Origin of the sequence: Nitrosomonas halophila (assembly GCF_900107165.1) — a bacterium.
In the GTDB taxonomy this organism is placed as follows: Bacteria; Pseudomonadota; Gammaproteobacteria; order Burkholderiales; family Nitrosomonadaceae; genus Nitrosomonas; species Nitrosomonas halophila.
On sequence record NZ_FNOY01000070.1, the window covers coordinates 1 to 13,800 of the forward strand.

The 13,800-nt window shown below is 52.1% G+C and carries 12 protein-coding genes and 2 pseudogenes; 8 read left to right on the forward strand and 6 right to left on the reverse strand.

Annotated elements, in window-relative coordinates:
- Positions 1–302 precede the first annotated feature (302 nt).
- Together BLV85_RS12425 and BLV85_RS15305 are read left to right on the forward strand one after the other, a co-directional pair.
- Entirely contained in the window at positions 303–2,387 is a 2,085-nt protein-coding gene (locus tag BLV85_RS12425; RefSeq protein ID WP_090415571.1) for a TonB-dependent hemoglobin/transferrin/lactoferrin family receptor, read from the forward strand.
- Between the two features lie 197 nt (positions 2,388–2,584).
- Positions 2,585–2,737 (forward strand): hypothetical protein, encoded by a 153-nt coding sequence (locus BLV85_RS15305; protein ID WP_176974036.1) that lies wholly within the window; start codon positions 2,585–2,587, stop codon positions 2,735–2,737.
- A 604-nt stretch (positions 2,738–3,341) separates the two neighbouring features.
- Here BLV85_RS15305 and BLV85_RS15310 read toward each other — a convergent pair.
- From BLV85_RS15310 to BLV85_RS12445, 3 genes and pseudogenes are all read right to left on the reverse strand, one after another.
- Complete coding sequence (locus tag BLV85_RS15310; protein WP_090415573.1) at positions 3,342–3,572, reverse strand: hypothetical protein; 231 nt, start codon at positions 3,570–3,572, stop codon at positions 3,342–3,344.
- 330 nt (positions 3,573–3,902) lie between these two features.
- Positions 3,903–4,190, reverse strand: a pseudogene (locus tag BLV85_RS12440) (penicillin-binding transpeptidase domain-containing protein); the annotation flags it as partial.
- Between the two features lie 171 nt (positions 4,191–4,361).
- Positions 4,362–4,670, reverse strand: a complete 309-nt coding sequence (locus BLV85_RS12445; protein WP_090415574.1) for a hypothetical protein — start codon at positions 4,668–4,670, stop codon at positions 4,362–4,364.
- A 576-nt stretch (positions 4,671–5,246) separates the two neighbouring features.
- On the opposite strand from BLV85_RS12445, the gene hemP reads away from it, so the two are divergent.
- Positions 5,247–5,444 (forward strand): hemin uptake protein HemP, encoded by a 198-nt coding sequence (gene hemP, locus BLV85_RS12455; protein WP_090415576.1) that lies wholly within the window; start codon positions 5,247–5,249, stop codon positions 5,442–5,444.
- A gap of 158 nt (positions 5,445–5,602) precedes the next feature.
- The gene (locus BLV85_RS12460) at positions 5,603–6,325 is read left to right on the forward strand and encodes a DUF2325 domain-containing protein (RefSeq protein WP_090415577.1); all 723 of its coding nucleotides are present in this window, start codon (positions 5,603–5,605) and stop codon (positions 6,323–6,325) included.
- Between the two features lie 213 nt (positions 6,326–6,538).
- Here BLV85_RS12460 and BLV85_RS12465 read toward each other — a convergent pair whose 3' ends face one another.
- Positions 6,539–8,566, reverse strand: a complete 2,028-nt coding sequence (locus BLV85_RS12465) for an acyltransferase family protein (RefSeq protein WP_176974037.1) — start codon at positions 8,564–8,566, stop codon at positions 6,539–6,541.
- Positions 8,567–9,223: 657 nt separating this feature from the next.
- On the opposite strand from BLV85_RS12465, the gene BLV85_RS12470 reads away from it, so the two are divergent.
- Together BLV85_RS12470 and BLV85_RS12475 are read left to right on the forward strand one after the other, a co-directional pair.
- Positions 9,224–9,493, forward strand: a complete 270-nt coding sequence (locus BLV85_RS12470; protein WP_342707099.1) for an SLC13 family permease — start codon at positions 9,224–9,226, stop codon at positions 9,491–9,493.
- 37 nt (positions 9,494–9,530) lie between these two features.
- Positions 9,531–9,917: a diacylglycerol kinase family protein gene (locus BLV85_RS12475; protein WP_090415579.1), complete on the forward strand. Its 387-nt coding sequence runs from the start codon at positions 9,531–9,533 to the stop codon at positions 9,915–9,917.
- A gap of 214 nt (positions 9,918–10,131) precedes the next feature.
- Here the strand turns inward: BLV85_RS12475 and BLV85_RS12480 are convergent, their stop codons facing one another.
- The gene (locus tag BLV85_RS12480; protein WP_090415580.1) at positions 10,132–10,506 is read right to left on the reverse strand and encodes a thiol-disulfide oxidoreductase DCC family protein; all 375 of its coding nucleotides are present in this window, start codon (positions 10,504–10,506) and stop codon (positions 10,132–10,134) included.
- Positions 10,507–10,587: 81 nt separating this feature from the next.
- Between BLV85_RS12480 and BLV85_RS12485 the strand changes: the two genes are divergently transcribed.
- Positions 10,588–10,965, forward strand: coding sequence for a GFA family protein (locus BLV85_RS12485; protein WP_090415581.1), 378 nt, complete (start codon positions 10,588–10,590; stop codon positions 10,963–10,965).
- Between the two features lie 164 nt (positions 10,966–11,129).
- Here the strand turns inward: BLV85_RS12485 and BLV85_RS15315 are convergent, their stop codons facing one another.
- A complete protein-coding gene (locus BLV85_RS15315) occupies positions 11,130–12,518 on the reverse strand; it encodes a cytochrome-c peroxidase (RefSeq protein ID WP_218132839.1) in 1,389 nt (462 codons plus the stop codon).
- Between the two features lie 809 nt (positions 12,519–13,327).
- Between BLV85_RS15315 and BLV85_RS12495 the strand changes: the two are divergent.
- Positions 13,328–13,800: pseudogene (locus tag BLV85_RS12495) on the forward strand (ISL3 family transposase); the annotation flags it as partial.

A 13,800-nucleotide genomic window follows, 5' to 3' on the forward strand; every position in this document is an offset into this window, starting at 1 on the left:
TCAATGAAACCTTGGCAAAGTCGTTTCGCTGGACTTATATTGGCAAACCTTTGCTCGTATAGGTTATCGGATATATTTCGGATGCTGGGTACTAGTACTCCGTTCCGTCAATTAACTTACAAATGAAATCGATGGATTCGCCTGCCAGGCTAGGCGCAAACCGCAGTCATAGCCGCAGCTATGGCGAGGATTTGCAACAACGCATGACAGGCGAAGGCGCGATTTCATGTAAGCGGTTTGGCGGAACGGAGTACTAGTCGCCAGCCAGCCAGAAACTTTCACCATTTTGGAAGAACATACCTATGCGTGCAAAATTCTGGCAAACCCCGCTCATGCAAGGGGTTTACTTGATTGTTATTTCACTCTTTTTTTGCAAACATGCCTTAGCACAAGAGACATTCAGCGACACACCATCCACAAATAAACTCGCTATGGGTGACTTGCAGGAAATCACTGTTACCGCGACGCGCACCACCCGCGCACTCAAAGATGTCCCGGAGTCGGTCAGCGTGGTCGACAGCGAGCAGCTGCAAACCCGCCAGGCGGCCGATATCGCGGATGTGCTGCGCTATGTCCCTAACGTCGATCTGGGTGGCGGGCCGCGCAATATCGGCCTCAATCCCAATATTCGCGGCCTGGGCGATGCGCGCGTTCTGTTCCTGTTGGATGGTGCCAGGCAGGATTTCCGGCGCGGGCACAATGCACGGATCTTTATCGACCCGTCATTGCTGAAGCGCGTTGATATTGTGCGTGGACCCTCATCGGTTGTGTGGGGCAGCGGTGCACTAGGCGGGGTGCTTTCCTTCACCACTCGGGATGCAACCGATCTGCTGCGCGCCAATGAACGCTTCGGTGTCAAGGTCAGGAGCGGGTTTCAGAGCATGAATGAGCAATACACACCCGGACTCAGCATGTTTGGCTTGCTCGGGGATGAATTTGACTATTTGCTGGATTTTTCCTACCGCCATGCCGCCGATGACATCCGCCACGGCGACGGATCCAAACTGCAGCACTCCGGGTTCTCGTCCTACGCAGGCCTGGCAAAACTGAACTGGACGCCTGGTTTCCACCAGTTCACATTCTCCGCGCAGACATTCGACCAGGCTGGAAAAGTGCCATCCAATGCACAATCTCCTTCAACGACCAATACACTGGTCGACAGAGACACCGAACAGCGGAACTATACGTTGCGCTATCGTTACCAGAACCCGGACAATCAATGGCTCAATCCGGAATTACTGCTTTACCACAACACCACTCACTCCCTGGAAAAACGCCTATTTGACCAACGGCGCGACGAGACCAATTTCTCGACGACCGGCGTCAATCTGCGCAATACCTCGCAGATGGATATCAACACCCACATTACGCAACGGCTCACCTATGGCGTCGATTATTTCCACAACCAGGGCAAAGGCCGGCGCAATGGCGCCACGCGGCCGGAATTTCCGCGTGGCGATGCCGATGTGGTCGGGGTATTCCTGCAGGATGAAATTACTTTGTGGAAACGATTATCATTGATTCCCGGTGTTCGCTGGGACTACTTCCGCAGCCAGGCAGACGGACAGGCCATCAGCGCCAACCAGAACGACCGGGTTAATTTCAAGATTGGTGGGCTTTTCGAAGTGACTGATTGGCTCTCCATCACGGCCAGTTACAACGAGGCATTTCGCGCCCCCACGCTGGGTGAACTGTTCACTACCGGCACACATTTCACTTGTGGGCCAGGCTGCGCCAATCTGTTCGTCCCCAACCCCAACCTGAAACCAGAAACCGCCTTCAACAAGGAAGCCGGGGTGCGCATTCATCGCGCCAACCTGCTGAATAGCGGGGACCAGCTGGCCATTCGCGCAGCCTACTTCCACAACCAAGTCAAGGATTTCATCGACATGATGGTTACCGTCGCCCCTTTTCCGGTACCCGGCAATCCGGATAGAGGCGGCACCACAACCAGCGGCAATGTACGCAATGCGATATTGGAAGGCTTCGAAATAGAAGCCAATTATGCTGCAAAATACGGTTATGCCGGTTTCTCGTACGGCCAGACAAGAGGCCGCAACCAGACACTCGGCGGTCCACTTTCCAACGTACAACCGGATAAATGGATTGTCCTGGCAGGCCTGAACTGGCCCACCTACGATCTCTCCATGGGCTGGCGCAGCAGCATCGTCTCAGCCCAGAACCGCATTCCAGCCGGAGGAACGGCGACTCCCGGCTATACGTTACACGACCTGACACTCACCTGGATGCCGCAGAACGGAACCTTCAAGGGAATCAGACTTGATTTTGGCATCGACAACCTGACAGACAAGGACTACCGGCGTCATCTTACCGTCCTCAGGGATCCCGGCCGGAATTACAAACTCATGGCCTCCTACCAGTTCTGATCATTGATTCACTCACCTCCTCGCAGCCAGTTCACAACTGGCTGCCCCACCATAGGTCGCCTTGTCACCGCTTACTGCTGAACTAATAGTTGAAAGTGTCTTGTACAATCTTCTCAGTTTGTTTTTTAAGATCATGTTGAATAGTATGGCTATAGGACACACTGAATTAAGATAAAAAACTGCCAAAGGAGCTATGCATGAAAGTTGAAGTAACCGTAGAACTAGACATCAACCTGGCAAAAGCCAGTGTTGACGATATAAAAAAACTATTGGAAGAGATGATGAACCCAACCAAATTCGATGCATTGGATGCAATTCGAATCAAGGACATCAAACTAGGAGAATTTTAGGCTATGTCTTTACATTGATAGCTGTCACTGATTTCCTCATCCGAGAATGGCTTGGAACCAGTGTTCGGCGAGTTGGGTTACCCCTGTATTCCGCCCAACTTTGCCAGTTCAGATAATTTCCAGGTATTGGACCAAAACCCCCATGGAGAGATGTCTAAGTCGCCGGCATGAGGTTTTAGATTGCAATTTGTAATGAATTGATTCATCCTATAAATAACAAACTCATTCGATGAGTGAGTTTGTTATTTACTATAAGGAGCTTTTCATTATGAAACCGACATACTTATTCGCAATATTACTAGCACTAAGTCTTGCGGCCTGCGGAAAACCAACTACGCCCGAAAGTCCTGACCCTTCGACATACGGTCTCACTCATGAAGGAGATACCCCTACCGATCGGCATGAGCTTGAAGAAAAAACTCAAGATGGCGGTAGCTATTAGTCAGCGCAAGGGTAACCACAAGTAGCTGGTTTGCGCCTTTTCCTGTACACGCAAGAAACTGCGTGTACAACATTATCCAATAGAGAAAATTAAGACACAAGACAGGAAGCTCTGTTCGAAGCAAGGGGTCAAGTCTTGCTATGGCACAAACAATAGTCTGCTCTACGAAACACACAACGGGACCAAGTCGCGATTGCGGCTCGGCAATGCCGCATCAACGATGCGGGTATGAATCTCGTCCAGGTAACTGCGAGGCGCAATGGTAACGGATATGCCGACCGTGAATGCTGAAATCCCGAAATGACCGCATTGGAACTGGCTGATGGTTTCGAGACACCAGCAGGCAATAGCAGATACGGCGCGGAGTAGAAAGAGCAAGGTGTGTTTGACCATCCCGCAACAATCGGAGTCAAAGTGAAATTAATTGCAAAAACGGTGACAAGACTTGCAATAATGAGTTTTTGAGCGAAATTTTATTGATCGCTTTACTGACAGTAGAATAGTGCCGTCGCAAGATCTTACCCCTATCGTTTTGTTTTAGAACCCTTCGTTCTCTATTATGGACCTGGCACCTATTTCCCAGCAAACCTCACAGCCGCCGAGATTCGAAAAGATATTTTCATAGAGACAGAAGGGATTTATAAAACCGGGCTTGTCCAACAACCGGTTCAGATTGTGGCTCGCTTCGCTCTCACAATCTAACCTTATTCGTTAGACCGTCTGCTATGGCGTCGGTAGCGCATCAATGGATTGCAGGATTGCGCGGGTGATTTGTTCTCGCTTGGCAAGGTCGCCGGTTCGGTTGGGGGTATCGATGTTGAGTGCGAAGAATACCGGCCCAGCCGGCCACTCAACCCAACCGACATACCAACCCATTCGACCTTCCCAACCGGTCTTAGCGCGCAGGATCCAGTTTCTACCAGCCTCGACAATCATGATGTCCTTCACCAGACGTTGGTGCTCGGGTTTGAAGGGAAGTTCGTTCCGGTACAGACGTTTCATGAACGAAATCAGATTATAGAGCAGATTATAGGGGCCAGAGCAAAATTAAACACAAGAAAAAAAGGAAGTAGGCTTTGCAATCATAAGTTCTCCAGCAAAGTTTTATTGATCCCTTTAAAGCCCCTCTATGACAGGGCAGCTATATCGCATGACATAATCCCTGCCCCATCATTCAACACATCAATAGCCGTTGCCGGTAGAGTCCGATTCTTCTTTTAACTTGTCACCAGCTTTCTTCATTGATTCCTTGAATTCTTCCACGGCATCATCCATCTTTCTGCCCGCTTCTTCGGCCGGGCCTTTGGAAGCGTTTTGGAGTTCTTCAATTTTATCCGCCGATTCTTCAATCGCCTCATCGATAGATTTTTTGCTGCTATCTATGGATTTATCTATTGCTTCTCCGGTTTTCTCCATGGGCCCCTTTTCCGAGCAACCAGCGAAAAACAACGTCAGAAAAGTCAGCGAAAAAGCTAAAATCAGTTTATTCATATCACACCTCGCGATTGGATTGAAATCAACAGGATTGAGGATATTTACATTTGCAGAGAGATGGCCATAACAAATCTCGGCAGGCTCAAACGTTACCGGAGTCTGGATACCTTACATCAGCACAGACAGTTCTAGACTATGTATCATATTGACGGCCACTCTGATATACAACCTACAGATCTGGTGTGGAACTGTCAAGCGCGAGCCTCTTCCAAGAACAACCAAGCCAGGTCGTAAATAAAAAATATATAGACTTGTTTTATTTATCCTTTTTCCCTGGCCCGCGACCTGGCTGCTCTTAGCACAAGACTCACTCTGGCGCGGCAAACTCAAAAAACGCTGCATCATTCCTGTACTGCAAGACTCACGGCACCGCAGCAATCCGCTATCTGTTGATTTGGCATGTGCCAGTGTGGGCCCGGAAGCAGACTGGAGGTATTCAGCGTTCCCAGCCAGCGCCTCCACTTCTCTGCGGATACGGCCGAACCATTCAGATTAAAAAAATCGCTTGCATAAATCCCGTTACTATATATAATGAGAATCATTCGCATTTGAATAATTCTGAGGAGCGAAGACATGAACGCAATTGACATCCGCCACACATCGAACTCAAAGACTGACGACGATTTGAATTTGTTGTTCACACAACTGCCCATCAAACTGATCAGTAGCGAAAGCCTCTTTGGAATGGGAAGCGAAGTGCTCATCCAGCACAGAGACAAGCAATATCATTTGCGCCTGACGCGTAACGACAAGCTGATATTGACGAAATAAATTGTCGATATCAGCTTCAATGGTAAAGATCAAAATCAACCAGATACACAATTTCAACAGTCACTGGCAGTTCTCTCTCCTCTCCCGGTGACCCTGCGGCAAGCCAGCCCCCCCCTCCGGGCAAGCCAGCCTTTTTTTACCGTACGGGGCAACTGATCATGAAATCATTGAAACCAAATGCTTTAGCGTCCGCCTTTCAAGCTACGCCATCGCTATCCGGAACATTGACTGGCAATTCTCATGCGCCCATCCCTGCCAACCTCAACGAGCAGCCAATTACTGAGCTGAAGCGGCTATTCAGCCAACTCTGGAAAATGATTGCGCAATCATTCCGGCCCACTGCCGGCAACACAGCCACTATTCCGCTTGCGCCAGCCGCACCCCACGATGATACCCTTATCGAAGGCTACGCAGACTACGGCACACCTACTGCGGCCCATCAAAACATGCACTGGGTCAAGTTGAATGGCAAAACCTTGCACCATACCTATCTGACGATTGCCCACCAGCCAGACGCTTGTCAGTCACTTGCGGGCTGCTCTGTCCTGTGCGTAGGCGGGCAAGCAGCGCTTTATCCGGATTATCATCGCCTGATCGAAGCCATTGGCGGGCATTTCATGGTATTTCGCGGTGGCGCGCAAGACAACTCGCCATGCCTGCTCGCCCTGCTCGACTGCGTCGATGTGGTGATTTGCCCGGTGGATTGCATCAATCATCAGGATTTTTTTACGGTCAAGCACCATTGCCAGCGCAGCGGCAAGTATTGCGCCATATTGGAACGATCCAATCTAGCAACCTTCGGCAAGGCGATCGAGGAATTGGTGCGGCATTACCGCTGCCAGACTGAATCCAGCCTTTCCTCGAAACCTGCAATCCAGTAGCGAAAGAACTAGGAGGCTGCCCGAGAATAGCGAGCGTGGCGAGAGCGAGCCTGGCTGAGCGGGATTTCTCGATCATTTGAGGCGAATAGTGGTTCTATTCAACGAAAAGGATCGGAAAATCCGGCCAGTCAGGCTCGTCCGCAGTAGATCAGTCGCTATTCTCGGACAGCCTCCCTAGACTGTTTCATGGCATCAGGCCATAGCGGACGGGAATTAGTGCAGCGCATCCCGCATGATCGGCAACAGCAGGCTGAGTGCGCCATTTTTAGTCAAATGCTCATCATCGTAATAGAGCGGGCGGCCGCGCTCCTCCACAGGACAGGCAGGATTGCAAAGCCATGGTGCCGGCAGGATATAAGAAATGCCTTCCAGCCGGGCCAGCCTGTGCATAACCCTGTGCGCACGCTGATTGCGCTGCAAGACAGCATCGATCTCAGGCGGTTGTGGCATCGCTGACCCAAAGCGGCGGTGGCGCGCCAGCGCATCGGGAACATGCCAGCCAATTTCAGGTACCCCGCCAATCAATACCACACGCCGACCGGTTGCAAGAATGGCTGCCACCGTCGCTTCCAGACCGGAGCGAAACAAGGCATAGTTTCCAGATGGATCGGTGGGTGTTTCAGTATTGATATCGTCATCGTCCAGAATTGCCGGCTCAGCAAGTTCTCCAGGCACGCCATGACCTTCTGTCGCCAATGCCCAGCGCGCCAGCAAAATCACCGTGCCCAAATCCTCTCGCTGCTCGAGCATTTTTATTACAGCCGCATTGAAGTCTGCGCAGTACATGCCTGGCTCATTATCGACCCGATCCACTCCCAAAAGAGGCGGACAGCCGCTCTCGCCCGCAAAAAAACCGGATTGGCCCAGTTCCCTCGCCGCCACCCCGATAGCAGGTAGCGCGGCCAGTGCATGGGAATCTCCCCACAGCAGAAAATCACCCGTTTTGTTGCGAAGATCGTAAACGACTTCTGGTGTGCCATGTGCACCAAAGTAGCAAAGCCCTTCCTCGGGCAGGCGCTTGAAACAGGGTTTGCGATACGGATTGCGGTCCTCGGCATCGGGATAGGCGAGCCGCACAGACTCCGGCAGGCGTTCAGGCAATCCGTCGGTTTGCAGCACGGTGCCTGACAGCGCCATGACAGCAGCCAAACCAGCCAAAGAGGCAAAGAATACACGGCACCGGTCAGGTCCATAGGGTGGACGACGGCGAAAAGGTTGCTCCACCAGTCTCCAGGAAAGTACAGCGAATACAAAGGATGTCAGCACCACCCCGCTTGCCACCGGTAAAGCAAGCTCAATCGTTCCCGAGATACTACGCAAGAGAGCCAGCACCGGCCAATGCCATAGATAAAGAGAATAGGAAATCAGGCCCATGAAAACCATCGGCCGCAGAGAAAGCCAGCTGCCAATGATAGTTGGGCCATATTCTCCTGCCCGGATCAGGGCGGCAGCACCCAGACAAGGCAGAAGCGCGGATAATCCAGGAAAAGTGATTGTGTCGTCATAAACCAGCACCGTAACCAGTATCGCAGCCAATCCAACCAGTGCCAGTGCTTCACGATGCCAGCGCCGTACAGAAATGGTTACCGGGTGCAAGGCCAGCATCACGCCGATTCCCAATTCCCAAGCACGTGCCGGCAGCAAGTAGAAAGCGGCGGTAGGCGCCTGATCCACCACAAGCAGCGCGCTAACAAAAGAAACCAGACAAATTAGCGCAAAGATGCCAGATCTGGCATGCGCCGCCACACCGCGCATGCCCCACAGCATTAACGGGAACAGCAGATAAAATTGCTCTTCCACCGCCAGCGACCAAGTATGCAGCAAAGGCTCGAGCACGAGGGAGTCGGCGAAATAATCCCCGCTATCCTTCCAGAAATAGAAATTGGATCCAAAAAAAGCTGTCGCAAGCGCAGATTCTGCCAGTTCCAGGTAAGCTTTCGGCCCCAGAAATATCCCACCCACCACGAGACTGGCAAATACCATCGCCATCAATGCGGGCAAGATACGCCGTGCCCTACGCTCATAAAAACCGACAATGGAAAAGTGTCCTGCCGCCAGTTCATCCCGGAGCAAGCGGGCAATCAAATAACCGGAAATGACAAAGAAAATATCGACGCCGACAAAGCCGCCGCTAAAGCCTGCAAACCCGACATGATAAAAAACCACCGAGATGACCGCGACGGCTCGCAATCCGTCGACATCCGGACGATAGGATAATGATTTCGATTCGCTCCCACTCATGGCAGCACAACCTGCCAGGGACATCCGCTCAAGTCAAACATAGCCAGCTCCAATCTTTGTGCACGGGCAACGCCATACAAAATATCCAGTTTTTAGTGTGCAAGATCGGGTAATCTACTGGAAGGTCAACAAGCCGTCAAACACGCGCATTTGCCCAAGCAGTATTGTAAGCCGCCGCTTTTAACCGAGATATCAGTCACCTAAGGGCTCGTTAATGAATAACTTGGGCATACGTTGCTACTATTCGAGGAAGATGCAAGGCGCGAGGCGAAGCCGAATGGTCGTTCCATTCGCAAGCAGCAGATGCCCGAATACGCAACAACCCTTTGGGCTGGGGTCGCTTTTGGCGCATACCGGCGTTGCAAGCCACTGGTTGTGAATGACACAACGGCGTGTCTTGCGCCTTGGTCTGCGCCAAAAGCGACCCCAGCGTATGCTCAAGTTATTCATTAACGAGCCCTAACAACAACGCAAATAGCACCCGTAGACATTGCATAGCCACCCTCCCGCTTGCCCTCAGTCGAATCACCGCACCGTTGGATGGCATCATTCCATATCGTTTTGCCCTGCCCCGTAACTTGAAAACCGCACTTTCAGCCCGCTCAACCGAGATTTCCAGGATAATTTTATGGCACAAACCATCGTTTTCTGTCCGACCTGATCAACAATGCAGCCACGGTCGTACTGATGGCGCCGATTGGCCTGACCGTAGCCGGGGGCCTGGGAATTTCACCCGATCCGCTGCTGATGGCCACTGCCGTGGGTGCTTCCTGCGCTTTCCTGACGCCGATCGGCCATCAATCCAATACCCTGGTCATGGGACCGGGCGGCTATAAGTTCGGCGACTACTGGCGGATGGGACTCCCACTGGAAATCATCATCCTGGCCGCAGGCATTCCGTTGATTCTCTTTTTCTGGCCTGCCTGATGATAGACTATGCTGTTCATCAATCCGGATTTGACGCATGCGCAAACCCAGTGGCTTTTTGATCAGCCAAAGAATCGCAAGCTTTGGCCATGCGCTGGCTGGCATCCATGCTTTCGTGAAAAGCCAGCCCAATGCATGGATTCATCTTTTCGTGGCAGTGATCGTAGTGATCAGCGGCTTCCTGCTGCAGGTAACCCTGGTCGAATGGTCACTGCTGATTTTCGCCATCACTCTCGTGCTCGTATCCGAGGCACTCAACACATCGATCGAATACCTGTGCGACCTCGTTTCACCCGGCCACCACCCCTTGATCAAAAAATCCAAGGATATCGCTGCCGGTGCTGTGTTAATCAGCGCCATCGGTGCCGCAACCATCGGGGGCATCATATTTTTGCCTTATATCCTGGCGCGGCTTACTGGTTAGGAGCCGTGAAGGAATAAGTGTGGCAATTGGGCGCGTCTGGCGGGATGCAATGCAAGGCGAGAGGAGGAGTCATAGCAAGGCTATGGCGACGACGAGTAACGCCGCAGTGCGCCCGCCAGATGTGATCCAAGTGGAATGCACATGCAACCCAGGATAACGCCTCGTCAGTTTTATGGCGCGTAAACGCACCCGACGCAGGCCGGGCACAGATCGGCTACCAATGTTTTTTCATGCGGTTCCAGCGATACAATCTGGCTGCAAACAAGTTGTAGGCGATCTGCCCTGCCTGTCTGATAACGGGTAAGCCGAACCATCTTGCTTTCCATTGTTCATGGGGCGAATGCTGCCAAATGGTCAATAAGGCATCCCAGCCGACATGCAGTTTGCCTTGTTGATCGACGACATGCAGCCGCTCACGCACATACTCGATATCCGAACCAATCTCGGCTACCAACTGGGTATTCGAGTGCACGTCCTTCCATTCAACCGCGCAGCCTTGCATTTTGCCCTGCTGATTCTTGATCCCGGCATTGCAGACTGGACAGGCAGAATTATAGTAAACCTTGAGTGGGTGTTGTTTGTGCTTCATGAGTCATGCCGTCCTTCTTAGATAGAATATACCTCACTTGATGATGAAAATCAGGTTTACATACGATTAGGAGACCAGCAAATGCTTTATCAGGGTGGATGCCATTGCGGGGCAGTAACATTTGAAGTGCAGGCAGAGGATGAGGTGGAAGTCGAGGACTGCAACTGCTCCATTTGCCGGATGACCGGCTATCTGCATATGATTGTTCCACAGCGTCACTTCAGACTGCTGTCAGGCGCTGAATATTTATCGGCTTACAAATTCAACAGCGGTATCGCCGAACACAAATTCTGCCGGATTTGTGGCGTTAAATCATTTTATGTGCCGCGTTCGAACCCTGATGGCATCGATATCAACCTGAGATGCCTGAAAAACAAGCCCAGGCGCGTGAGAATCGTATCTTTTGATGGTATCAACTGGGAATCCCATGCGCACCGGTTGGCGCATAAAAGTGAATAAGCACAAATCCAGCCAAGCTTGAGCGGGCAGGAGCGATCAGAAACAGTGCGTCAACCTTGATTAAGGCGACTACCCGCCCCTGCCCAGGAGGAAAATGATGCGTTCTAACCACACGGCAGCAGCACCACAACTACCGCCGTGCAAGTAGCTGAGGAATCAGCGTATTATCGTTCGAAATAGCCATCCGAGAGGGTTTTCAGGAAGGCAAGCAACCTCCCGCCATCCACCCCGAAACCAAACGGCTGCATGACAGCCCGGTTCCGGTCCACTTCCGGTGCCGGAAACATATTCGGATTGGGGCTCATGGCAGAATTGTCCATCATCGCGCGCCAGGCATAAAAATGAATGATGCCATCCATTCCATCCAGTGACTTGAAGAAACCATTGTGGCCATAGGCTTTCACGAAATCTTCCGAGGGCCGCAGATCCACGTTTCGCAAAGTTGGCGTTCTGAACTTGCCCATCTCCGGCTCATATACTTCGGGCGGATAGCCTGCATTCTTCAGGAATTCACCAAGACCATTATCGACCCAGTTCTCTCCATCAGGATTCCATTTTTCCGGCATGCTGTAGAAGGGATTCTCCGGATTTTTTGGAGTGCCGATATTGTGATAGCGAAAATCGGTGAAAAGCGGATAACCGGCCGACCCTGGTGTCAAGGTATGACATTCTGCACAACCGGCCCGATCATTGAAAACCGCAAGACCCTGCAGCTCGATATCGCTGAGACCCAGGCCACGGTAGTGCTCCCAACGGGCAGGGTTGTTTTCGGCATTGCCGCCCATGCCACCACCACCCATACCGCCGCCGCCCATGCCGCCACCGCCCATTCCACCGCTACCCATACCAGCAGGCATCCCGGCAGCAGTGATTCTGGCAATGTCCTTGCCAGCTGCCCGCGCGTTATCCCAGAACAGATCGAACTTGGAATTGAAAGGGCTGACTTCAACGCTGCGCTCATAAGCGGCAATTGAGTGAACAATACGCTCATAGCTACCATCGACGTTCTTCACTGCGTCCAGGGATTTCGTTCCCCAAACGGCTTCAAAATGCTCTGCGTAATCAGAATGTGCCACACGGATGATCACTTGACGCGCACCAGGCTGTGCCTGCTCAAGTGGATTCAGAAAAGGTCCCTGGGCCTGTTCTGCCAAGGGATCGCCGAGTACCCAGCCGGTAGCACGGCCATCCCCAAACATGCCACCAATCCAGGCTTGCTCAGTCTCATCGTAGTGCAACACGGGACTGTCTCCAGCATAAGCGGCTGATGGCGGCTTCCGATTACCGAAACGGCCGGGTATCGCTCCCTCTATCACTGCGCCACCCTGATTCACCCAGGAATCGGGACTGGTATAACCCGTATCGGGATCATGACAACTGACGCAGCTTTGGGTACGATTCACTGAAAGATTGGCATCATTGAAAGGCTTTTCACCCAACGCTTCCAGCGGCGTGAGTTCGGCGCCTGCCTGTGCCGCGGAAAAGGTACCACTCCCCATCACCAGCAGCCCGCTCAACCCTGACGCAATCAATAACTTCTTTTGCCCCATCATACAATCCTCTTGAATAAATTCACCATCCTGCAACCACGGAAAACATCGATGCACGTCATGCCCTACCCGGCGAACAACCCATCACGCTCGGACAAGATTTCTACTGAAAGTCATATCTATAACAATGCGTGTACAGATATATTCAGACCATATGCCACCTCTATATAACTAATATATGATTCTTATTTACTTGTAGGCATATTGACGTGAGAGAATTGTAGTGACAATTTATTCTTATTGGAATGTGACAAATTGTCGCACCACGGCGCTGTGTGGCTGGGAGTGATGTTTCAGGAACCACCCATCTTGCTCCAGCGCAAGAAACGACTCTTAGAAGCTGTTTGGAAATTTCTATTTTGGGGCCATCTCATCAGCGCCATGTCCATGGCGGCAATGCATAGCCGGCGAAAAGCATCTGGATGGCCGCAGCGAAGATATGTGCGGCGGTCATTTTTTACTGTCCCGTCTTTGCGAGCGAAACCTGGGCTTACGCCACCATGATTCGCATCATATCAGGGTAAATTTGTTCTGGCTTCCGAGCCTGTCATTCCCGCGTAGGCGGGAATCCAGAATGCACAGTAGAAACTATGGGTTGCGTGCTTATCGGCGCTGCACCAAAACTGGTTGCCCGCCTGCGCGGGCATGACGGGAATTCAAAGGGTTAGCGACAGAACAAATGGCTCCTCGGCAGAATTTGTGGGTAACCGAAAGCGCCTTTTGTAAGACCATGGCCGGTGATAGTGGAGCACCCCGCCCAATCTCTGAGAAGCTGAAGTTGCGACACAAACAACTTCACAGGAGAGAGCGGGATGCAGATCCAGACTATCCTAAACCGTCTGCAGAAGTTCAAGTCATTTGTCTATGCTGGCGTTCGCTGGGGCGGCAGCAAAGAAACTCCCCATCTGGAGATCGAGGTGGTGGAGAGGCGTAACAGCCGTGCGGTATGCTCGGTCTGTGGTATGCCAAGGGCTGGGTACGACCGTCTTGGGCAAAGGCGTTTTGAGTTTGTTCCGCTGTGGGGTATCAAGACCTATCTGGTGTATGCCCCGCGCCGGGTTGATTGCCCCAAATGCGGGGTGCGGGTCGAATCAATGCCGTGTGCGCTGGGCAAACGGCCCCTGACACAAGCCATGGGTTGGTTCCTGGCCGGTTGGGCGAAGCGTTTGAGTTGGAAAGAGACCGCCGAGGTGTTCCGCACCTCTTGGGAGAGTGTCTTTCGCTCGGCGGAGATGGCTGTGCAGTGGGGACGTGAGCACCGGGACCTTAGCGGTGTACGCGCCAT

Excerpts from the sequence above, each read along its gene's own strand:
- BLV85_RS12480 (WP_090415580.1), bottom strand. The coding sequence starts at position 10,506 with ATGAAGCACAAACAACACCCACTCAAGGTTTACTATAATTCTGCCTGT.
- BLV85_RS12425 (WP_090415571.1), top strand. The coding sequence starts at position 303 with ATGCGTGCAAAATTCTGGCAAACCCCGCTCATGCAAGGGGTTTACTTG.
- BLV85_RS12485 (WP_090415581.1), top strand. The coding sequence starts at position 10,588 with ATGCTTTATCAGGGTGGATGCCATTGCGGGGCAGTAACATTTGAAGTG.
- BLV85_RS12445 (WP_090415574.1), bottom strand. The coding sequence starts at position 4,670 with ATGAATAAACTGATTTTAGCTTTTTCGCTGACTTTTCTGACGTTGTTT.
- BLV85_RS12475 (WP_090415579.1), top strand. The coding sequence starts at position 9,531 with ATGCGCAAACCCAGTGGCTTTTTGATCAGCCAAAGAATCGCAAGCTTT.
- BLV85_RS12460 (WP_090415577.1), top strand. The coding sequence starts at position 5,603 with ATGAAATCATTGAAACCAAATGCTTTAGCGTCCGCCTTTCAAGCTACG.
- BLV85_RS15305 (WP_176974036.1), top strand. The coding sequence starts at position 2,585 with ATGAAAGTTGAAGTAACCGTAGAACTAGACATCAACCTGGCAAAAGCC.
- hemP (WP_090415576.1), top strand. The coding sequence starts at position 5,247 with ATGAACGCAATTGACATCCGCCACACATCGAACTCAAAGACTGACGAC.
- BLV85_RS15315 (WP_218132839.1), bottom strand. The coding sequence starts at position 12,518 with ATGATGGGGCAAAAGAAGTTATTGATTGCGTCAGGGTTGAGCGGGCTG.
- BLV85_RS12465 (WP_176974037.1), bottom strand. The coding sequence starts at position 8,566 with ATGAGTGGGAGCGAATCGAAATCATTATCCTATCGTCCGGATGTCGAC.
- BLV85_RS15310 (WP_090415573.1), bottom strand. The coding sequence starts at position 3,572 with ATGGTCAAACACACCTTGCTCTTTCTACTCCGCGCCGTATCTGCTATT.